General features: G+C 43.4%; 18 protein-coding genes and 1 riboswitch. Of the genes, 17 read left to right on the top strand and 1 reads right to left on the bottom strand.

Features of this window, described 5'->3' with window-relative positions; all coding sequences use genetic code 11:
- Nucleotides 1-26: 26 nt before the first annotated feature.
- The 13 genes from DIU38_RS08275 to DIU38_RS33445 all read left to right on the top strand — a co-directional run bounded on the left by DIU38_RS08275 (nucleotide 27) and on the right by DIU38_RS33445 (nucleotide 16,079).
- Nucleotides 27-1,208 carry an endo-1,4-beta-xylanase gene (locus DIU38_RS08275; protein WP_112653763.1) on the top strand — a complete coding sequence of 394 codons (1,182 nt, stop codon included), beginning with the start codon at nucleotides 27-29 and terminating at the stop codon, nucleotides 1,206-1,208.
- Nucleotides 1,209-1,219: 11 nt separating this feature from the next.
- Nucleotides 1,220-2,794: a glycoside hydrolase family 43 protein gene (locus DIU38_RS08270; RefSeq protein WP_112653764.1), complete on the top strand. Its 1,575-nt coding sequence runs from the start codon at nucleotides 1,220-1,222 to the stop codon at nucleotides 2,792-2,794.
- A gap of 54 nt (nucleotides 2,795-2,848) precedes the next feature.
- Nucleotides 2,849-4,948: an alpha-L-arabinofuranosidase C-terminal domain-containing protein gene (locus DIU38_RS08265; protein ID WP_112653765.1), complete on the top strand. Its 2,100-nt coding sequence runs from the start codon at nucleotides 2,849-2,851 to the stop codon at nucleotides 4,946-4,948.
- A gap of 420 nt (nucleotides 4,949-5,368) precedes the next feature.
- Nucleotides 5,369-6,025, top strand: coding sequence for a hypothetical protein (locus DIU38_RS08260; RefSeq protein ID WP_112653766.1), 657 nt, complete (start codon nucleotides 5,369-5,371; stop codon nucleotides 6,023-6,025).
- A 165-nt stretch (nucleotides 6,026-6,190) separates the two neighbouring features.
- Nucleotides 6,191-7,924 (top strand): SIR2 family protein, encoded by a 1,734-nt coding sequence (locus DIU38_RS08255; protein WP_112653767.1) that lies wholly within the window; start codon nucleotides 6,191-6,193, stop codon nucleotides 7,922-7,924.
- Nucleotides 7,925-7,931: 7 nt separating this feature from the next.
- Entirely contained in the window at nucleotides 7,932-9,332 is a 1,401-nt protein-coding gene (locus tag DIU38_RS08250; RefSeq protein WP_112653768.1) for an argonaute/piwi family protein, read from the top strand.
- 74 nt (nucleotides 9,333-9,406) lie between these two features.
- The gene (locus tag DIU38_RS08245) at nucleotides 9,407-10,456 is read left to right on the top strand and encodes a hypothetical protein (RefSeq protein ID WP_112653769.1); all 1,050 of its coding nucleotides are present in this window, start codon (nucleotides 9,407-9,409) and stop codon (nucleotides 10,454-10,456) included.
- On the top strand, nucleotides 10,449-11,744 hold the full coding sequence (locus DIU38_RS08240; RefSeq protein ID WP_112653770.1) for a hypothetical protein: 1,296 nt from the start codon (nucleotides 10,449-10,451) through the stop codon (nucleotides 11,742-11,744). The genes DIU38_RS08245 and DIU38_RS08240 overlap by 8 nt, the downstream gene beginning before the upstream one ends.
- Nucleotides 11,745-12,153: 409 nt before the next feature.
- Nucleotides 12,154-12,345: a cold-shock protein gene (locus DIU38_RS08235; protein WP_112653771.1), complete on the top strand. Its 192-nt coding sequence runs from the start codon at nucleotides 12,154-12,156 to the stop codon at nucleotides 12,343-12,345.
- Nucleotides 12,346-12,416: 71 nt separating this feature from the next.
- Nucleotides 12,417-12,869, top strand: coding sequence for a cold-shock protein (locus DIU38_RS08230; protein ID WP_112653772.1), 453 nt, complete (start codon nucleotides 12,417-12,419; stop codon nucleotides 12,867-12,869).
- A gap of 58 nt (nucleotides 12,870-12,927) precedes the next feature.
- Nucleotides 12,928-13,254 carry a hypothetical protein gene (locus DIU38_RS08225; protein WP_112653773.1) on the top strand — a complete coding sequence of 109 codons (327 nt, stop codon included), beginning with the start codon at nucleotides 12,928-12,930 and terminating at the stop codon, nucleotides 13,252-13,254.
- A gap of 165 nt (nucleotides 13,255-13,419) precedes the next feature.
- Nucleotides 13,420-15,825 (top strand): outer membrane beta-barrel protein, encoded by a 2,406-nt coding sequence (locus tag DIU38_RS08220; RefSeq protein WP_112653774.1) that lies wholly within the window; start codon nucleotides 13,420-13,422, stop codon nucleotides 15,823-15,825.
- A 41-nt stretch (nucleotides 15,826-15,866) separates the two neighbouring features.
- Entirely contained in the window at nucleotides 15,867-16,079 is a 213-nt protein-coding gene (locus DIU38_RS33445) for a hypothetical protein (RefSeq protein ID WP_146750401.1), read from the top strand.
- Between the two features lie 584 nt (nucleotides 16,080-16,663).
- Here DIU38_RS33445 and DIU38_RS08215 read toward each other — a convergent pair.
- Nucleotides 16,664-17,593, bottom strand: a complete 930-nt coding sequence (locus tag DIU38_RS08215; RefSeq protein ID WP_112652927.1) for a rhodanese-like domain-containing protein — start codon at nucleotides 17,591-17,593, stop codon at nucleotides 16,664-16,666.
- Nucleotides 17,594-17,879: 286 nt separating this feature from the next.
- A riboswitch (TPP riboswitch) is annotated at nucleotides 17,880-17,971 on the top strand.
- 65 nt (nucleotides 17,972-18,036) lie between these two features.
- Between DIU38_RS08215 and thiS the strand changes: the two genes are divergently transcribed.
- The 4 genes from thiS to DIU38_RS08195 are packed head-to-tail and all read left to right on the top strand — an operon-like array spanning nucleotide 18,037 to nucleotide 21,390.
- Entirely contained in the window at nucleotides 18,037-18,240 is a 204-nt protein-coding gene (thiS, locus tag DIU38_RS08210) for a sulfur carrier protein ThiS (RefSeq protein ID WP_112652928.1), read from the top strand.
- Nucleotides 18,241-18,257: 17 nt separating this feature from the next.
- A complete protein-coding gene (thiC, locus tag DIU38_RS08205) occupies nucleotides 18,258-20,141 on the top strand; it encodes a phosphomethylpyrimidine synthase ThiC (RefSeq protein ID WP_112652929.1) in 1,884 nt (627 codons plus the stop codon).
- Nucleotides 20,141-20,749: a thiamine phosphate synthase gene (locus DIU38_RS08200; protein WP_112652930.1), complete on the top strand. Its 609-nt coding sequence runs from the start codon at nucleotides 20,141-20,143 to the stop codon at nucleotides 20,747-20,749. Before thiC ends, DIU38_RS08200 begins: the two co-directional genes overlap by 1 nt.
- Nucleotides 20,746-21,390: a thiamine phosphate synthase gene (locus DIU38_RS08195; RefSeq protein ID WP_112652931.1), complete on the top strand. Its 645-nt coding sequence runs from the start codon at nucleotides 20,746-20,748 to the stop codon at nucleotides 21,388-21,390. The genes DIU38_RS08200 and DIU38_RS08195 overlap by 4 nt, the downstream gene beginning before the upstream one ends.
- Nucleotides 21,391-21,400 lie beyond the last annotated feature (10 nt).

Below are 21,400 nucleotides of genomic sequence, written 5' to 3'. Positions count from 1 at the left end.
AAAATTACACCTGCAACTGATCCAACATGAAATTTAACACCATTACAACATTAAAATTCCCGCTGTTACTAACGGGATTTGCCGCTCTGGTATCCTTTACGAACCGACAGGCCCTACATCATAATACAGATTATGGCCGGGCTGCAACCTCATCACATAAGGCTGATAAGGGATTGAAAGATTATTACCGAAAGTATTTTCCTATCGGTGTTGCAGTAAACGCGGCCGCAATAAACGGGCCTGAAGCGGAACTGATTGCAAAGGAGTTTAACAGTGTTACGCCGGAAAACGATATGAAAATGGGCCCCATTCATCCGCGCGAAAATGAATATAACTGGAAAAACGCCGATGCTATCGTAGCATTCGCGCAAGAGCACCACATGAAAATCAGGGGCCATAATTTGCTTTGGCATGCACAGGCACCCGTATGGATGTTTAAAGACAGCACGGGCAAACAGATAAGTAAGGATGTGTTACTGAAGCGGCTTAAGGATCATATTACCATAGTAGTCAATCATTTTAAGGGTAAAATATACGCGTGGGACGTAGTTAACGAAGCCATTGATGATAAACCCGACAACTATCTGCGTAACTCATTATGGTATCAGATCTGCGGCGAGGATTTTATTGCCAAGGCGTTTGAATACGCCCATGAAGCCGATCCAGAGGCCCAGCTTTTTTACAACGATTACAACAGTGAGGTTCCATCCAAACGGGATAAGATTTGTAAATTGCTCAGGAACCTTAAAGACGCCGGGGTGCCTGTAACCGGAGTAGGTTTGCAGGGCCACTGGAAATTAAATGACCCCAGTTTGCAACAAATAACTGAAGCTATGGATAAGTATGCAGCACTTGGATTAAAGCTGCAGATCACGGAGTTGGATGTTACGGTACGTACCGGCCCGCCGCGTAAAGCAGGCGATCAAACGCTAACGGATTCCGCTTATACGGAAACTATGGCCGCTCAGCAAACCGAAAGGTATAAGGCCATTTTTGAGATCTTCAGGAAATACAAAAAGGTAATAACCGGGGTTACATTTTGGAACGTATCAGACCGGTACAGCTGGCTTGATTTCCGTGGTGGCGGTATTGCCGGAGGCGCGGCTGCGACCGGGGGCACAAGCCGCAAAGTTATCAAAGCCTATCCGCTGTTGTTTGATGAAAAACTTCAGCGTAAAAAGGCATATTGGGCAGCGGTTAACTTTTAACGTAAAATGGAATGAAAACAAAAAATATCGCATTTCTTAAACTGGCAGTTACCTGCCTGTTATGGCGACTGGCAGTTATGCCTTTAAACGCGCAGACCGCACAAAATCCTATCATATATGCAGACGTTCCGGATGTATCGATGATCAGGGTTGGCGATACTTATTATGCAAGCAGCACCACTATGCATCTCAGTCCCGGGTTGCCAATCATGAAATCAAAAGATTTGGTGAACTGGCATATCGTAAGTTACGCGTATAATACGCTTGATGGTGGAGATGCCCTCAACCTGGCAAACGGAGCAAACGCATATGGCAGGGGATCATGGGCAAGCAGCTTGCGTTATCATAACGGTACTTTTTACGTTTCTACATTTTCGGGCACTACCAACAAAACCTATATCTATAGCACAAAAAACATTGAAAAAGGCCCATGGAAAGAAATGTCCTTTAAACCGGCATTACATGACCACTCACTTTTTTTTGACGATGACGGCAAAGCTTATATGATATATGGGAGCGGTAAGATCATGCTCGCCGAACTGAACGATGATCTATCAGGCGTCAATCCTGATAAAAAACCGCAAATCCTGATCGAGAATGCAAGCGCTGCTGCCGGCCCCAATATTGGTTTGCCTGCCGAAGGCTCGCAGCTATTCAAAATTAAGGGGAAATATTACCTTTTCAATATCAGCTGGCCTAAAGGGGGAATGCGTACCGTTTTAATCCACCGGGCCGACAAATTGACCGGCCCTTATGAAGGGCAGGTAGGGCTCCAGGATAAAGGTGTGGCCCAGGGCGGGCTTATCAATACCCCCAAAGGCGATTGGTATGCCTATTTATTTCGTGATTTTGGCGCCGTTGGCCGGGTGCCATACCTGGTACCGGTTACCTGGACAGATGGATGGCCTGTATTGGGTGTTGATCACAAAGCACCAGATACGCTGGATTTACCTGCAAATAAAAGCCTGATCCCGGGCATTGTATCCCCGGATGAATTTAGCCTAAAAAACGGCGAGCCAATGCTGCCTTTGGTATGGCAATGGAACCACAATCCGGACGATCAGTTATGGTCGTTAAAAAAACGGCCCGGCTACCTGAGATTGACCACCGGGCGACTGGACAGCACAGTACTATCGGCACGTAACACATTAACGCAGCGCACTATTGGCCCCCAATGTTCGGGAACAACTTTAATTGATGTCGCCAACATGAAAGATGGAGACTTTGCAGGTTTGGTTTTACTGCAAAAAAAGTTTGGCTTCGTTGGTGTAAAATCAGATCATGGCTCTAAACAAATAGTTATGATCAGCGCGCAATCAGGATCGGCTATTGAAGCGGCCAGTATACCTCTAAAGCAACCAACTGTTTATCTTAAAGCAAGCTGCGATTTTACTAACCGGGCAGACAAAGCCTACTTTTTTTATAGTCTCGACGGGCGCAAATGGGAACCTATTGGCACAACGCTGCAAATGGTTTATACCCTCCCCCATTTTATGGGATATCGCTTTGGCCTGTTTAACTATGCAACCAGGCAATCGGGCGGCTATGTTGATTTTGATTTTTTCCATATCAGCAATGCACAATAAAACAACTATGCATCAGCCCGATCATTATTTCAGAATAATTAAGGAATACCACTAATGACAAAAAAGCTACTATTCTTAACCACGTTATGCTTAAGTGCATTCGGTGGTTTACAGGCGCAAACCCGCCTCAACCTGGATCTTACCAAAGGCGTGAACGTAAGTCCGAAGCTTTACGGGCTCATGACCGAGGAGATCAATCATTCCTATGATGGAGGTTTATATGCCGAACTGATCCGTAACCGGGTTTTTAAGGATAACCCCAACCAGCCCGATGGCTGGAGCGTTGTTCAGGATGGCGATAGCAAGGCATCGATACAACTGATTGGTGCCGATCCGGCCAATGTGCCTTTTGATCAGGGGCGCAATGCTATTAATGCAGCACTTACAACCTGCCTTAAGCTTACGGTTAGCCAGGCAAACGGTAACCGCGCGGGTATTGCCAACAATGGCTTTTGGGGTATTCCGGTTACACCGTCAACTACTTATCGCTGCTCGTTTTATATCAAAACCGGCACTGTCAATTTTCCGCGGGGTAACCGGCCCGACGCTGCTCCGCCTGCAACAGCAGTTACAGAAGATGGCCCCGGTATTATCAACATTAGTTTGGAAAGCACCGATGGCAAAACAACTTACGCAAGGGGCACAATCAACCTCGAAAAAAGCACGTACTGGAAAAAGCATGAGTTAACCGTCACAACTGCTGCAAATATCAAACCTACTGCCGACGCGCGTTTTGTTATTTCATCTAACCGCACAGGCACTTACTATTTTAACCTCGTTTCCTTATTTCCCCCAACGTATAAAAACAGGCCAAATGGCAATCGCATTGATTTAATGCAGATGATGGCCGATATGAAACCCACCTTTCTACGTTTTCCGGGCGGCAACTTTTTAGAGGGGCCATACCTGGGTGATGCCTTCCCATGGAAAACAACTTTAGGTCCGCTGGAGCAGCGCCCCGGCCATACAGGCAGCTGGGGTTACCGTGCAAGCGACGGCATGGGCCTATTGGAATTTTTAGAATGGTGTGAAGATTTAAAAATGGAACCGCTTTTAGCAGTCTTTGCCGGTTACTCATTACGTGGTGACCACATAGACGCGGGGCCTTTATTGGAGCCATATGTTAAAGACGCGCTGGATGAAATTGAATATTGTATTGGCGATACCAAAACTTACTGGGGTGCAAAACGGGCTGCCGTCGGTCATCCCGCCCCTTTTAAACTCACAGATATAGAGATAGGCAATGAGGACTGGTTCGACAGGTCGCATAGCTACGATGGGCGCTTTAAACAATTTCAGGCCGCCATTAAAGCCAAATACCCCCAGTTACGCTGCATCTCAACCATTGAAAGTTATAAGCCCGATAAGGTAACCAGTGTTAAACCCGAAATGGTTGATGAGCATTATTACCAATCGGCCTGGCAGATGGAAGAAGACGCGGCGAAGTATGATAGTTATAACCGTGCAACCAGCCCTAAAATATTTGTGGGCGAATGGGCCACCCGCGAAGGCGCGCCTACCACTAACCTGAACGCGGCCCTCGGAGATGCTGCCTGGATGACCGGGATGGAACGCAACAGCGACCTGGTGGAGCGCTCCTGCTATGCACCCTTATTTGTGAACGTAAACCAGGCAGGCAACGGCCAACCTAAAGCCTGGCAATGGGATTCTGACCTCATTGGTTATACAGCCCTTAAAAGTTATGGATCACCATCCTATTACGTACAAAAAATGTTCGGCAGCTACCTTGGCACTAAGGTGGTGCCAATAACAGCCGAAAATGCCCCCTTACGCAAACCGGCAGCCAAAGACACCGCCGGTATAAGCCATTGGCCGGCAAACGCGCGGCGCCCTAAAGCCGAGCGTCCGGCGTTATTTTTTGTTTGTACCCAGGATGCTAAAAATGTATACCTGAAGGTAGTGAATACCGATGATATGGCCCGGGAAATCACCATTAGCCTCAAAGGCGGAGATGTGTCTGCAAATGGCACCCTCGTTGTACTAAAGGGCGATAAACCGGAAGATACCAATACAATTGATGAGCCAACGAAAATCGTCCCGGTTACGTCGACCATAACGGGACTTGGCCGGTCATTCAAACACACCTTCCAGCCTTACTCTGTCAACGTCATCAGGCTGTCGAAGCGTAAATAGGTCATCGCGCTCAAGTTCAATTCAAATATATTATCAAATGCAAAAAGCCGGGCCTCCCGGCTTTTTGCATTTGATTTAAGTTTTCGGGCGAATGGGTTCGCCCCCCCACCCGCCCTGAACCAATAGTTAATTTGATCCGCGATGCATAAGGGACGGAGTTACCTTTGTATATCCATGGTTCCGGAGGGGGGTTAACAGGGTTAACACAATTTCAAAAATTGACTTATAAGTAACTGATAATCAATTAAATAAAATTAACCGGGGTTACACTATTTTTCAGCTAGAAAGCAGATTAACATCTAATACACTGACAATCAATACCATACACTAAACCGCGGGGTTAACACAGGTATTTTTGCTAAAAATATTAGTATATTCATAATAAATTTCCGATCTTTATTCAAAAGATTGCCAAACCTTATGGAACCTGAAAATACCTTATCAAATTTAACGCCTTCAAGAGAGAAGCTCGACCGTGTATTGGGCCTGCAAAAGATCACCTTAGCAGATATTGAAGATTTGAACGATGCTGAACGCAATTACATTGCCGAATTTAGTACCGAAATGCTGCACCGCTTAACGGATGAAGAACGGGACAAGTTTATAGATAAAATAGCGGAGATCATGCTGCCATGCACCAATGAGCAAATCTGGGAACAAAACCACTTACTGATTGGCCGGGCCATCGAAAAGCTGATTGCCCAAAATGGCTCCATGCCCCCTAAATTTGTAATAGCCCGGGAGTGCGGCCTGAGCCGGCAAACTGTTGCCAAACACCTTACAGGCTATAAAACACACCCACAATACCTTGCCGAAATGGAGCAGTTTAAATATATGGTCCCTAAAATACTGGCCAAGGTTTGTAAGCTTGCCTGCAACGGCGATGTAAAGGCCGCCCGGCTTTATTTTGAAACGGTTGGCGCTATAAATAAACGCCGGCCCAACACCGTTATCAACGAACAAAATAACTACCTGCAAATAAACAACACCATATTAAGCCAGGAAAACCTGAAACAGTTGAGTAAGGAACAGCTGAACCAAATTGAGTTGATTGTTAGCGGGATTGGGAGGAAGTGAGGTTTGGGGTTGATGTGGTGGTTGAGTTTTGGAGTGTCAGATATTACTTTAAAATATAAATGATGAAATGTTTATATTTTTGTTTAATCGCATTCAAAAAGTATGTAATATCTGTCTTATCTTGCCGCAGATAGAAACTGAAATTTTTTACCTAATCTTAATCAATTGGCTATTTCTCTAACTGAATTTGTTAAATTTTATCCATTACGAGCAAAAGGGCTGGCTTGGTTATTTGGCGCTGGAAGTTCAGTATCTGCCGGTGTTCCATCGGCCTATGATCTTACTTGGGATTTTAAACGAAGAATATATTGCGCTGAACAATCGTACCCCTTGCATTTATTTAACAATTTAACCGATCACGGTATCAGGGAACAAATCCAAAGTTATTTTGATGCACAAGGTAGCTGCCCACCTCTAAATAGTTCAGAAGAATACTCTTACTATTTTGAACGAGCTTTTTCATCTGCAAGAGATAGAAGCGAATACATAGCTCAACAAACTACAGGGATGCAGTTAACCTATGGCCACAAAATCATGGGTATATTATTAAAAAATCAGTATATAAATCTCATTTTCACTACAAATTTTGACAAAGCTTTTGAAAATATAGCAAGTAATCAGTTTCAAAAACTTGAACACTGGTATTCAGCAGATCTGGATAATGGAGACAATGGAATTAAATATTTCCAATCAGGTAAAAGACCATTAATTGTGAAACTACATGGTGACTACTTTTCCGACAATATAAAAAACACTTCTCAAGAATTACAAAGCCAAGATGAACGGTTAAGAGATATTCTCTCAGTCTCTTTAGATACAAACGGGTTATGCGTCATGGGTTACAGTGGAAGAGATAAATCCATCATGAATGTACTTAATGAAGCTGTCAAAAAATCGACTACTTTTTCTAATGGGTTGTTTTGGTTTAGTAGAGCCGGAAGTACCCCCTTGCCAGAGGTGTTACAACTTGTAGAAAATGCTAAAGCAAATGGAAAACAAGCCGAAGTGGTTGAAATTGAAACATTTGATACGGCTTGGGGCGATATAATTAAAGGGTTCGACAATCTGCCGGCTGAAGACTTAGAAAAATTAAATGAAAGCTATCTAAGGATAAGTAACCAACCATTGCCGGCCCCGGGAAAGAAATTTCCGCTTATTAGATTAAATGCGATACCAATATTAGAATATCCTGCGACAGCGCGATTATACAGATGTAGTGCAGGAAATACACGTGAAATAAAAGACCTTATTAATAAGTCAAAAGTATCTCTTTTTGCAATTAGAAAACAGTCAGGGATTATTGGATTTGGATCTGATGAAGATTTTAAAGTCGCATTTGAAAACTATGGAAGCTATGAGCTTGATTTAGTTCAAATCACAGAGCGGGATTTAATTTACGACGATTCGTCGATGAAGGGATTGATTACGACAGTTTTACTTCAATCCTTAATTGAGGGAAGACCTTTTAGATCGTCCAGGCGTAGAGAAAAACATATTTTGTTTCCTAATCCAAAAAAAATCAATGACCCAATATTCGATTCATTTAAAAAAATATTTGGTAACATTTCAGGCAACATTGCAAAGACAAAAATCACTTGGGTAATTGCTCTTGAAATAAATGTGCAATATGTTTTATCACAACCCTTTATATTATTATCACCAACATTAATCGCTTCAAAGGCATCCGAACGAACCGAAAACTCTTTAGTTGCTCCATTTATAAAAGAATTTACAGCAAGATGGTATAACCAAAAGTATGATGAGATCTTAAATACATGGTTAAATCTTATATTTAATGATAAAAAGGAAATAAAAATTAGTGCATTCACAAACCTTTCAAGTGGGGTAAATGCTTCATTTAAATTATCTCGAACAACCGCATTTACTCGGACAAACTGATTACAATATGGAATTTCCTGCTTATCAAACAATCGCCGAACCTAAGCTAACTTTTGAAGCATTTTCTAATGCTCAAAGCATTCATCCGTTAAAAGGATTAAAAAACTTTAGTCCATATTCAAGTAAATTGAACCCCTTAAAAAAAATAAGGATAGCTGCAATTTATCCCGAAGGAACTTACCAGATACTCGAAAACCTTATTCGGGAATTACATCAAAATCACTTACCAAAAGAACGTCTTAATTATTTAGAAGAATTTACAGGAATTGAAAGTATATTCAAAGTCAAGGCTGAATTAATAGATAAGGATACTTCAATATCATTACGTACAGAAAACATATTTAAATCAGGAATTGAACCCCATATATCGTTAAGTGAAGCTATTAGTGGTGCAATTCGTGAGATGTCAAAAAGGAAACTGGATTACGATATACTGGTGATTTATCTTCCGGAATCGTGGTCGGCAGGATTTGAAAACCATCTAAGCAATTTTGACCTACATGATTTTATAAAGGCCACCACCGCTATGCGTAATATTGCAAGCCAAGTTTTAAGAGAAGGTAGCGCAATAAAGTATAAATGCCGATGCAGTGTAATGTGGCGATTGTCAATAGCTTTATATGTAAAAGCTGGAGGGATACCCTGGAAATTGACATCAATTGATCAAAATACAGCGTTCATAGGGATAAGTTATGCAACAAGATTAAATCCCAACACTAACCAATTTGATTTTACGACCTGCTGTAGCCAAGTATTTGATGCTGATGGAACAGGTTTAGAGTTTGTGGCATATGACGCAACTGAAATCGAGGCGAGAGTCGGAAGTAATCCTTTTTTATCAAGAGGCGAAATGATGAAATTGATGTCTAAAAGTCTGGAACTATATCAAAGGAAACACGCTGGGAGAAGGCCAACAAGATTAATAGTTCACAAAACAACCCATTTCACAAAGAGTGAAATTGATGGAGCTTTTGATGCTATTCCGGGTAATATAAATTTGGAATTGTTGCAAATTGTTCAAGATACAAATTGGAAGGGTATTAGTTATGCTGATCGAAATGGAATTAAAGCCCCTGACTTTTTTCCACTTAATCGTGGCTCATATCTTCAAATAGGGCCACAAGAAATTCTATTATGGACACAGGGTAACGTGGCTCTTAATAACAAAAATTACTTTAAAGAAGGGAAAAACATTCCTTCGCCATTACTTATAAGGAGATTTGCCGGAAATGGCGGTTGGGACGGAAACTGTCAGGCAATATTAGGATTGACAAAAATGAATTGGAATCATGATGCGTTATATGACCGATTGCCTGTAACGCTCGGCTATGCACATTCTTTAGCGACAACCATTAAAAGGATGAATAAACTAATTAATAAACCATACGAGTTTAGGTATTTTATGTAGTTATTTTTTAAAAAAAACTATTTTTAGTTAGTATATTTATTTATTGTAATTACTAAACCTATCAAACAATCGTAATGCAAGAAATAAAGCATTCATCATTAAGAGAAGCAATTCTAACATCCATCGGCGAATTTCTTTATGATGAAGACTTCCAAAAAGATCCTATTACTAAAGAAGGGATTTTAGAGATTTTAAATCTTATTTCGGACTATCATGAAGAAGGACAACCGTTATTTCCGGAAGTTCTAATTACCAATAGCTTGGATTTTTTCAAATCAATACCGAATAAGGAATTAGTTCTCAATGAATCTGTATTATCTGTTGAAGAATTTAAAAATGCTATAAAATTATGTGCCCCCCTTGCAATAAATAACTGGATTATATTTATTGAAGTTAAAGCTGATAAAATAAAATATGGTTTGGTGAGCGCAGAAATGACTGAAACAAGTCCATCAATATACAATCAAACAGTTGGAAAACTAAAAATTGATTTTCCTAATACAACAATAGCCTTTATTAAAAACTGGGGCCAAAAAACCGTTGAACTTTCTGGTTTAAAAAAACGACTGGTAGTATCGCTAAATCTGGAAAAACCTAAAGAGTACACTTCTAACGAACTTAACTTATTGACCGCCTGCATAGCGGAAAAGTGTAATGAAAAAATCAGAGTGAACATAAATACATTCTTTGAAAAAGCAATTGACGAAGCCCTTAAGGCAGGACACGGTAACCTAATTGGTATAATAGAAGACGACGAAGCGGTTATTAATATTCTTAAAGAGAAGTTAAAAGTCAATAGCGGCATCTATCTTCCCAGTCCCATAGATTTTGAAGGATTAATTGTAGATTCTGAAAGTAACAAAGACAGTGAATCATCAATCAATTTAAAAGCCTATGCGTCTATTCTTAAAGCGATGATAAATCATGATGGGATAACTATTATGACAAATAGAGGCAGAGTAATTGGTTATCATTTATTAATTGACCCATATATTAATGATGGCGATGTTTTAAGAGGAGGTGCCAGGTCAAAGGCATATTTATCAATGCAAAACTGCGGGCATTTTAAGTGCTGTTTTTACAAATCTCAGGATGGTAATTTAAAAATTTGGAAAAATGAGTAACATTCAAATATGGCAAGGTCCAAATGGAATTAATTTACCTGTTTCAGCAAAAGAAGCAAAAGAAATCATGCCTCTTGCCGCTTATCTAAGCGAAAAACAAAAGAACCAAATTATTTCTGCTTTTCAAGTAGAAGCATACGATATGGCTGCAGAATATGCTTGGAAAAAGGCGATGGTGAAATTAAAGGAAACTATTGCTACGTTGGGATTAAGATTTATTGGTGAAATGCTAAACAGAGATGACATTGATGAATATACATCGATTGATTCTGTGCTTACAGATTATTCCGCCATACAATTAGCTGAACAGTTGGGCGTAATTGGAAATACGGCTGCATTAAAATTGCGACATTGCAACGAATTAATAACCCATTATTTTTCTAAAAATGCTGAAGAAGAATTGGATTATAATACCGCTTTCTCAATTGTTAAATCAAGTGTCCAGTACATCTTAGGTGAAAGTGATGTTTCTATTGCTCTTGAATTCTCTCAGTTCAGACAAAGATTATTAAATGAATCATTACGGACAGATGACGATCAAGTTGATCAAATAGTAAATTCACCCCTATTTTATTTAAGAACCGTAATGACGATTTTATTGGCATCGGTTAAAAATGATATTGGGGCAAAATTGGAACATGCTATCGCCAATTTAAATCTTTTAATTTCGCCAGTTTGGAAAAAATTGGGTGAAAATGATAAGTGGAATATTGGTACAGCTTATAGAGATGTGACCGCAGCAGGCAACACAGTTGCGGCATCTGGTTTAAAAACGGCTCTTTTAAAAGTCGGGGGATTTGATTATGTTCCCGAGAACTTGCGTTCAATCACATTTATAAAAGCTGCTCAACAAGTCTTGGAAACACATTTTGCATTTAATAATTTTTACAATGAACCGGCGGCGATTAGTAAACTGGCAAATTTAGGATCAACAATTCCATCCCCCGCGTTAATTGAATGTATGCAAGCATACTTAGCTGTTTACTTAGGAAACAATTATGGCGTCTCTAACGGGGCAGCATCAATAGCATATAGGCAACTTTCAAATATATCAGAAGAAAGATGGAATTACTACTTTGAGAAAGTTCTACAAAATGACGATGTTATATTATCCAAAATGAATGATGGTCAAGTAAATAGATTTAGGACTTTCCTGATGGAAAATAATTTCGTGAATTTTACTGGTCTTCCAAAGAAAAACCAGCAACTGTATGATGCAATATTGGCATACAATGTGAGAAAAGCCAGGCTGGTCGCTACCGAATTGTATGAATCTATTAAAAAATAATTTCAGATACGATTATATTCATTAATTGGGTCAAAGAACATTAAATAAATCACTTTTATTTACAACTTAAAACAAAAAAGTGATTTTCCCCCGGCTGCCGCAAGTGTCCTCACTTGTGGCCCGCGTTCAGGCCGAAAGGAAGCAAGGATTTATTTACATAAATATGCGCGACTGCTGGATCACAACACAAGATGTGGAACAAAACAATCAGCATGCCGGTAGTGCATCTTTATGAAAAGGGGTAACAACAGATTTTCTTAAAAAAATTAAAAGTGACTCAAAACATCTTTTAAACGACACTCCGGGCCCTTTTTTGCATTCAGCATTTAAATAATTGTTAAATATTTTGACGAAAAGTAAAATACACCAATAATTATAGTTATATTGCACACTTATTAATAACAATATAATGCAACAAGGAACAGTAAAATTTTTTAATGAAGCCAAAGGTTTCGGATTTATCACACCAAGTAATGGTGGCAGCGAAATCTTCGTTCATTCAACAGGTCTGATTGACAATGTTCGTGAGAACAACACCGTTAGTTATGACGTTGAAGAAGGCCGTAAAGGTCCGAATGCAGTAAATGTAAAAATAGCTTAATCACTATATCATCATTTTAAAAGCATCCTCCCACCCGGGGGGATGCTTTTTTGTTACACTTAATTAAAAATATGGGTAGATCCACCGAAACATTTAACAAGAAAGAGCGCGAAAAGAAAAAGCTCAAAAAACAACAGGACAAAAAAGAAAAGGCCGAAGATCGTAAAGCCAACGCTGTTAAAGGACAGGGTTTTGAAGATATGCTGGCCTATGTTGACGCAAACGGCAACATTACCTCCGTGCCACAAGACCCCGGTAACCGTAAAAAGGTATTGGCGCAGGACATCCGCATCGGTACGCCAAAACAGGAGGAAGTTGAAGTGGAAATTGTAAGGAAAGGCACAGTAACATTCTTTAATGAATCTAAAGGGTTCGGTTTCATCAAAGACCTGCAAACCCAGGAAAGCATCTTTGTTCATGTCAACGCGGCTTCTTTTGCCATCAAAGAAAATGACAAAGTTACCTTTGAAATAGAGCCGGGGCAAAAAGGGCCCACCGCTGTTAAAGTAGCCAAAGCGGGCTAAGGCTTAATTAACCCCTTCAACAATAAACAAGATAAATCCTCATACAATAAATATCAGAATGACCGATAAACAAACAGCACACTACAAAGCCAGCGAATATATTTATGACCTGGGTAATACCGCTTTGGAGAATGGTTTTAAACCCGACGAGCATTGGGAGGTACAAATGGCTACCGCCGCTGAGAAAAAAGCTTTTGAGAAACAGTACTATCCTACAGTAGCGACAAGCGTACTGCCCGAACTGTTAAAAGCGACTTTTGCCCTGGTAAAAACGCGATTAAACCAGGTGATGAAGGCACAAACCCTGATATCGTCAGATCGTTTCGCCCCCGAGCCGGTGTACGAATACCTGGTTGCCTTTAATTTAAACCGCGTAAGGCGTTAACACTGATAGTTTCCCAAACTGGCGCGGGTATGCAGGGCTCGGTTGAGATGCGGCATATTCGTGACTTTCAAAGTAAAAAAGTGATTTTCACCCATATTTTCGCACTTTAAATTGCAAACATCTACCTCAGCCTGATTATCTTACGGGATTATTAGGATTGACTGAATGACCCGTACACTTTTACTCTTTCTACTGGCCCTGTTACCCCTGGGCGGCTTTGCGCAGCAGTTTACGCTGATAGTTGTTAAAGAAAATGCCCAGCCCGCCGATGGCGCTACTGTTAAACTGATGCAGGCCAACCGGCAGGTCAGCATGATCATAACTAACGCCCGCGGCCAGGCCAGGTTTCAGAACATTGCGCAGGGAACATTCAGCTTCTCCGTAACTTATACGGGATATCAGCCACTAACCACCCGCAGCTATACCATTGCGGAGAATATAAAGCAGGATACCATCCGCATACAAGCCCTTAGCACCGCACTGAAAGAGGTGAACATCACCGCCAAAACGCCGCCGGTTGAAGTGAAGCAGGGAAAGGTGATCGTAAACGTGGATGCTTCGGTTACGAATGTGGGGGCCACGGTACTGGAGGTATTGGAGAAATCGCCGGGCGTAATGGTCGACCGTAACGGCGGCATTTCTTTACAGGGCAAGCCCGGGGTGCTGGTGATGATAGACGGCAAACCAACCTACCTCTCCGGTGCCGATCTGAACAACCTGCTCAGCAGTATGAGCTCCACCCAGGTAGCGCAGATTGAGCTGATTGCCAACCCTACGGCCAGGTATGATGCCAGCGGCAATGCGGGGATCATCAACATTAAAACCAAAAAGAACCGGCAAAAGGGTTTCAACGGGTCGGTTACGGCTACGGCGGCGCAGGGTGTTTACTTCAAAACCAATAACACACTCACGCTCAATTACCGCGCCGGCCGCGTCAGCACTTTCTTTAATTACAATATCAGCCGGCAAAAATACCTTACCAACTTGTACGCGCTGCGTAAATACACCGGCGCCGACGGGGCGACCACCGCAACGCTGGACCAGCCATCGCACTTCACCGGCACGCTGCTGAACAATACGGCCAAAGCGGGGCTGGATTATGAAGTTTCGCCTAAAACAACGGTTGGTATTGTGCTTGGCGGAACCATGATCCACCGCGAGGGTAACAATACGGCTTCGGCGCGCTGGCTCAACTCCAGTGGTGCGGCAGACTCCGTGATTGCTACCGATAACGCCAACAACAGCCGGTTTAAAAACGGCCAGCTGAGCCTGAGCCTCCGTCATACCATCAGCAAAACCCAGGACATCAGCGCTGATGCCGACTGGCTGCACTACAACATTACCAGCGACCAAAATTTCAACAACCGCCTGCAAACCACCGGCGGTTATAACGAATCAACCCGCGCCAACATCCCCACCGGCATCAACATATTCACTGGCAAAGCCGACTATACGCTTAAAACCGATAGTGATGGCCAATTTCAAGCGGGCTGGAAATCGGCCCACAGCAGTACCGATAATTCCGCCGGTTATCAAAACCTCAATGCTGACCAATGGACGGACGACCTGACCCGCAGCAACCATTTCCTTTACAGCGAGAACATCCACGCAGTTTACACGCAATGGGAGCGCAAGCGTAAGGCTATTTCCTACCAGTTAGGTTTGCGTTATGAGCATACCGATTATCATGCCCATCAACTGGGTAATGTGCTGCAAAAAGATTCGGCTTTTTCGCGCAACTATGGCAGCTTTTTTCCCAGCGGCTATTTCAGTTACCAGGCTGATACCGCCAACAGCTTTACTTTAACAGTAAGCCGCCGAATTGACCGCCCGGTTTACCAAACGCTTAACCCCTTCTATTTCATCATCAATAAGTACACCTATCAAACCGGCAACCCTTACATTTTACCCCAATACAGCTGGAACCTGGAACTGAGCCATCAATACAAAAACCTGCTCACCACCACCCTGTCTTACAGTAATATCAACAACTACTTTTCGCAGATCTTTTTGAGCGATCCTACCCTTGCGGGTATTCTGCTATACACGCAGGGCAACGTGGGGCGAACGTACATTATCGGCGTATCCGAGGCCATCACGGCATCCCCCACCAACTGGTGGACGCTAACAGCACAGGCGCTGTACAATTACAAAAAGCTGAGCGGTTTTAACGGCAATCATTACACATCAGATATTAACCAGCTTAACCTCAACGCCAGCAACCAGTTCACCATTGGCAAACGTTTTACAGGCGAGCTATCGGGCTTTTACACCACCCGCGCCCGCAACGATGTGCAGGAACGGCTATACCCTACCGGGCAACTATCGGCAGGGCTGGGCATGTCGGTACTTAAAAAGAAGGCCACCCTGAAGTTGAGCATGCGCGATATATTCTATACCAACGCTATGGAGGGCTTAACGCAGTTCCCTAACGCTACCGAATATTTTAAAATTAAGCGCGATAGCCGCGTAGTGGTGCTTGCGTTCACCTATCGTTTCGGCAAAACCTTCAAAACGGCCAAGCGCGACAATGGTGTCACCGATGAAATGCAGCGTGTAGGGAATGGGTAAAAGCCCCACCCAAACCCTCCCCGGAAGGGAGAGCTTAAAAAATGCAGATCAAAAAAGTCTCCCCTTCCGGAGGAGATTTAGCGGGAACTTATTGCTTTAAACTTGCGCTCGTTTACAAACAAGCGCTTAATATGGCTTGGCGATTGCATCGCCTTTGCGTTATAAACGCAAACCCGGGTTACGCACTCGTTACAAACAAGCGCGAGATGATATTAGTAGCAGAAATCAAAAATACGTTTTCCGTCAGCAGGTAAGCTTCGGACGGAAACGGGCAGAACAATGGTGGCCATGAGCGTAGGAAAGGGCATAGCAAGTTTTTGCAGAAGCTTTGGGAATTGTGTGTGAGGGGGCAAAATAATTGCAGCCCGTGGTTCTGACTGTTTTGCAGGGCAAAGGCCGGTGCGAAGGCTACGGGGGGGGTGGCTGAGCGCAAAGAAGCCTCCCTGCTGACTTGATTTTTTGGGTACTTTTGTATCAAGACAAAAGTACCTGGCCCCGCGCGGCCAAGAGCGCGACGATGTAAGTTCAATACCAATAAAGCCCATTACGTGCCTGATGGGGATTCCTTCGTGCCTTATAGTGACGTGATTGGAAGTGGTTGATTATTAAAGGTAGTTTCCGTTTTTAATTACAGTATGGGCGTTGCCTCCGGCCCGGGCTATTCGCTGCAAGTCCTCGCCTTACCTACCCTCAATCCCACCCGCGCTGTGGGCTTTCCGCTGCTATCCCTAACGCTGGCCCACGCACCATAGCTAAATATACAAAGCCGGACATGTCATTACAATTTTTTCAGGAGTTCTACTGATGGTTACTCACAATTCACTTGAGAGATAAAGCTTTAAAGAAATGTAACCTGCTGGCCTGATTGGGCCCATGCGTCAATCCCTCCTACCAAGGGCCGGATGCGCTTCAGGCCAACTTTACGCAATTTCTCAGCATATCTTGCAGCGGTTATTTCATTCGGGCACGAACAGTAAATAACAATCTCCTTATGCCCGGCATATCGGTCGGCAATATCATTAAAACTGCTTTCATCTATGGGAACTGAGCCCGGTATAAATCCATTTCTTGTGCGCTGATCTATCGGACGCGCATCAAGTATCACAGGATTCGATTCTCCATCAATCAGCTCTATCAAATCATTCACAGTTAACCTATCCGTTTCAAACTGCCTGATAAGGCGATACCGCCGAAGCCATTTGAACAAAAGGTATAAACCGAACAGCACAACGACAAATAAACCGCCCATCGTGCCATAATGACTTAATGCAGCGATCAAACCATCAACCTGGTGCCGAAAAACTGCACCCAGCGTCACCGCCGCACCGAGATAGATAAGTGCTGCGACAGATGAAAAAAACACAAATAATGTCACCCGCATTGCATAAACTCCGGCAACAACAGGCGCCAGTGTTGACAGCCCCGGAATAAATTTAACAATGGTTAACGCCGGGGCGCCGTAGCGTTCAAAAATATCGCCGGTGCTGCGAACACAGGTATCCGGTGACATAGAAATTTTACATAATTTCCCAAGGATCCCCGTTCCGTATCTCTTCCCGGCAAAATATAATATGAGGTCGCCTGCTAAGGTACCCAGTGATCCGGTTAAAATGAGTATGATGATATTAGTTTCGGTTGCTGGCGTTACAGCGGTAGTAACAATCAATACTGCAAATGCAGGCAGCGGCAATCCAACACTCTGTAAAAGAGTGATCAAAAATACCAGCCAGAGCCCATAGGTTTGTATTAAATCAACTAATGTGTTCATACTTCAGTTGCAGCTAAGATAAGACACTTATTTTTATTGACCGGCCCGATTTTGCCGATTAACAATTATTTGACATCAGGTTGAGAGTAGTTTATTATTTTATGGATTTGGGTTAAGCTGACGATAATTTGCCTGATGCTTTCAAATTATTTTCGCCGGTATTAACACAATTCAATCGCTTGATATTCAATACACTTACACGTTAAAACAAACTGCCGTCAGTAGCAAGCAGACAGTCTTAACATAAAATTGATTTGGATTAATCAATTTTATTCCTTTAGCTTTACTGCAACTTTAGGGGTGTCCTGACGGACTGAGATAATACCCTTTGAACCTGATCCGGGTAATGCTGGCGAAGGGAAAAGTGACGACGACACTATTGGTGTTGTTTTTTCTTTCCTAATACGGGGACATTCCTACAGTTGAAATTTTTATGCAACGTAATGGAAGTAACCGTTAATCAACAAAATTTTATTGTGCCTGATAACTGCAATGTGCAGGCTTTGCTCGCTGATGTATTGCAGCACCCTGACCGGGGGCTGGCCATTGCCATCAACGAAGCTATTGTTCCCAAAACCCAATGGGAAAACCACAAGCTCAATCAGGGCGATAAGGTCGTCATTATTAAAGCCACCCAGGGAGGATAAACACCCAATAGCCTTTTATGAAAACAGAAAAAACACCTACAGCACAAGCCATCACGCAAACACCGTTTCCGGCGTCGCGTAAGATTTACGTTAAAGGGCAATTGCACGACATTGACGTGGCCATGCGCGAAATAAGCCTGAACGATACCAAACTACATGGCCGTTTTGGCGAAACCGAGCCCAACGCCCCGGTAACTGTTTACGATACCAGCGGCCCTTACACCGATCCCAACATAGTCATCGATGTTAAAAAAGGGTTGCCCCGCCTGCGCGAAAAATGGATCACTTCGCGTGGTGATGTTGAGTTGCTGGATAGCATATCGTCAGCATATGGCCGCGAACGTTTAAACAGTAAAGAGCTTGATCATTTACGTTTTGGTTACCACAGTAAACCTTTACGTGCCAAAGCGGGCATGAATGTGTCGCAACTGCATTACGCTAAAAAGGGCACCATTACACCCGAAATGGAGTACATTGCCATACGCGAAAACCAACGCATCGATTTGCTGAAACAACAGTTGAACGGGCAATATGATGTAATGAGCCAACAGCATCAGGGCCATAGCTTTGGCGCCAACACGCCTAAAGGTTACATTACGCCCGAATTTGTACGACAAGAGGTAGCCGCCGGTCGGGCTGTTATCCCATCAAATATCAATCACCCCGAAAGTGAACCGATGATCATTGGCCGTAATTTTTTGGTTAAGATCAATGCCAATATTGGCAACTCGGCAGTTACCTCGAGTATTGAAGAAGAAGTAGAAAAAGCCGTTTGGGCATGCCGTTGGGGCGCAGATACCATTATGGACCTGTCGACTGGTAAAAACATTCACGAAACCCGCGAATGGATCATCCGCAACACACCTGTGCCCATAGGTACCGTGCCTATTTACCAGGCGCTCGAAAAGGTGAACGGCAAAGCCGAAGACCTGACCTGGGAACTGTTCAGGGATACGCTGATAGAACAGGCAGAGCAGGGTGTTGATTATTTCACTATCCATGCGGGCGTGTTATTGCGCTATGTGCCTTTAACGGCCAAACGTATTACGGGCATCGTATCGCGCGGTGGTTCTATCATGGCCAAATGGTGCCTGGCCCATCATAAAGAAAATTTCCTGTATACGCATTTTGAAGAGATCTGCGAGATCATGAAAGCATATGATGTCGCCTTCTCGTTAGGCGATGGCTTGCGCCCAGGCTGTATTGCCGATGCTAACGATGCCGCGCAGTTTGGCGAGCTGGAAACCCTGGGCGAACTGACCAAAATAGCCTGGAAGCACGATGTGCAAACCATTATTGAAGGCCCCGGCCACGTACCCATGCACCTCATCAAAGAGAACATGGAGAAACAACTGAAACATTGTTCGGAAGCGCCTTTTTACACTTTGGGCCCGTTAACTACCGATATCGCTCCGGGTTATGATCATATTACTTCGGCCATTGGCGCTGCCATGATCGGTTGGTTCGGTACGGCTATGCTGTGCTATGTAACCCCTAAAGAACACCTGGGTTTGCCCAACAAAAAAGATGTTAAAGATGGCGTGATCACCTATAAGATAGCCGCCCATGCTGCCGATCTGGCCAAAGGTCATCCCGGTGCGCAATATCGCGACAATGCGTTGAGCAAAGCACGGTTCGAGTTCAGGTGGGAAGATCAGTTTAACCTGTCGTTAGATCCGGATACGGCTAAAGAATTTCATGATGAAACCCTGCCTGCTGAAGGAGCCAAGATCGCGCACTTTTGCTCGATGTGCGGACCGAACTTCTGCTCGATGAAAATAACCCAGGATGTGCGCGACTTTGCCAAAGAGAACGGTGTTAACGAAGTCGACGCGCTAACCAGGGGCATGGAACAAAAATCGAAGGAGTTTGCCGAAAAAGGCAGCGAAATATACCTGTAATGGAATTGATCGTGATATCGGCCCCGGATACTGTGACGGATGAAGCACAAATAATCAACCGCTTGTTCGGGGCCGGTTTACAGCGTTTCCACCTGCGCAAACCGGATTGGGATCTCGATCAATGTACCAATCTGATTACGAAGATTGACCAGGCCTATCATCATGCTGTAGTTTGTCATCAGCATCATGGGCTGGCCAAAGTTTTTGAGATGCACTATTTACATTATCCCGAAAAGGATCGTATCAAAAGCAACCAGCTGAAGTTAAACATTCAGCTTAAAGAGGGCTACCGGTTGAGTACTTCGATACATGATGTCAGCGCCACATCTTCACTAAATCATTTTGAATACGCGTTTTTAAGCCCGGTGTTTAATAGCATATCAAAACCGGGTTATCAAAGCATGCTGCCTGCCGGTTTTTGTTTAGACAGTAATAAGCCCGGACCAAAAGTAATAGCGCTTGGCGGCGTGGATGCATCCAATCTAAACCTGCTAAAAAAAATGAATTTTGACGGGGCAGCGATTTTGGGTGCTATCTGGCAAGATCCCAAGCAGGCTGTTTCCAATTTTATAAGCATTAAAAAACAAACCGAACAATTAAATCCATGATTGATAAACTGCATTATATCTCTCAACAGCCGCAAAACGGCACTCATGCCGGCGCTATCAAAGCCGCTTTGGATGCCGGTTGTAAATGGGTACAGCTAAGGGTTAAAGATCAACCGGAAGATATCATTCTGCAATATGCCATCGAGGCCGTTAAACTTTGTGAAGGGTACGGCGCCAGATTAATAGTGAACGACCATCCTGAAATTGCAAAAAAGGCGGGCGCGCATGGGCTGCACCTGGGTTTACAGGATATGCCCATACAACAGGCCCGTCAGATTGTTGGCCCTGATATGATCATCGGTGGTACGGCCAATACATTTGCGCATGTAAACCAGCGCGTTACCGAGGGCGCCGACTATATCGGCCTTGGCCCCTACCGTTTTACAACTACCAAACAAAAGCTGAGCCCTATTTTGGGGCTGGACGGTTATCGGGATATTATGGATCAGATGCGTCTTGCAAATATGAGTATCCCGGTAATTGCTATCGGCGGCATTGTGCCGGCCTATATACCGCTGATCATACAAAGCGGCGTATATGGTGTTGCGCTGTCCGGCGCCATCACCCACGCTACCAACGCCAGGCAAGTGGTTTCGGAATTATACCATCATTTAAATCAACCTTCGTTTAACGAAGCTTAAAAATAACATC

Origin of the sequence: Mucilaginibacter metallidurans, from assembly GCF_003286435.2 — a bacterium.
GTDB classification, from domain to species: domain Bacteria; phylum Bacteroidota; class Bacteroidia; order Sphingobacteriales; family Sphingobacteriaceae; genus Mucilaginibacter; species Mucilaginibacter gossypii.
Note: the sequence above shows the minus strand (reverse complement) of the source record. Positions and strands in the feature narration are given on the sequence as shown.

Coding starts and splice junctions, on each gene's coding strand:
- DIU38_RS08250 (WP_112653768.1), top strand. CDS start 7,932: ATGGAATTTCCTGCTTATCAAACAATCGCCGAACCTAAGCTAACTTTT.
- DIU38_RS08260 (WP_112653766.1), top strand. CDS start 5,369: ATGGAACCTGAAAATACCTTATCAAATTTAACGCCTTCAAGAGAGAAG.
- DIU38_RS33445 (WP_146750401.1), top strand. CDS start 15,867: ATGCAGATCAAAAAAGTCTCCCCTTCCGGAGGAGATTTAGCGGGAACT.
- DIU38_RS08265 (WP_112653765.1), top strand. CDS start 2,849: ATGACAAAAAAGCTACTATTCTTAACCACGTTATGCTTAAGTGCATTC.
- DIU38_RS08225 (WP_112653773.1), top strand. CDS start 12,928: ATGACCGATAAACAAACAGCACACTACAAAGCCAGCGAATATATTTAT.
- DIU38_RS08220 (WP_112653774.1), top strand. CDS start 13,420: ATGACCCGTACACTTTTACTCTTTCTACTGGCCCTGTTACCCCTGGGC.
- thiC (WP_112652929.1), top strand. CDS start 18,258: ATGAAAACAGAAAAAACACCTACAGCACAAGCCATCACGCAAACACCG.
- DIU38_RS08230 (WP_112653772.1), top strand. CDS start 12,417: ATGGGTAGATCCACCGAAACATTTAACAAGAAAGAGCGCGAAAAGAAA.
- DIU38_RS08215 (WP_112652927.1), bottom strand. CDS start 17,593: ATGAACACATTAGTTGATTTAATACAAACCTATGGGCTCTGGCTGGTA.
- thiS (WP_112652928.1), top strand. CDS start 18,037: ATGGAAGTAACCGTTAATCAACAAAATTTTATTGTGCCTGATAACTGC.
- DIU38_RS08240 (WP_112653770.1), top strand. CDS start 10,449: ATGAGTAACATTCAAATATGGCAAGGTCCAAATGGAATTAATTTACCT.
- DIU38_RS08195 (WP_112652931.1), top strand. CDS start 20,746: ATGATTGATAAACTGCATTATATCTCTCAACAGCCGCAAAACGGCACT.
- DIU38_RS08200 (WP_112652930.1), top strand. CDS start 20,141: ATGGAATTGATCGTGATATCGGCCCCGGATACTGTGACGGATGAAGCA.
- DIU38_RS08235 (WP_112653771.1), top strand. CDS start 12,154: ATGCAACAAGGAACAGTAAAATTTTTTAATGAAGCCAAAGGTTTCGGA.
- DIU38_RS08245 (WP_112653769.1), top strand. CDS start 9,407: ATGCAAGAAATAAAGCATTCATCATTAAGAGAAGCAATTCTAACATCC.
- DIU38_RS08275 (WP_112653763.1), top strand. CDS start 27: ATGAAATTTAACACCATTACAACATTAAAATTCCCGCTGTTACTAACG.
- DIU38_RS08270 (WP_112653764.1), top strand. CDS start 1,220: ATGAAAACAAAAAATATCGCATTTCTTAAACTGGCAGTTACCTGCCTG.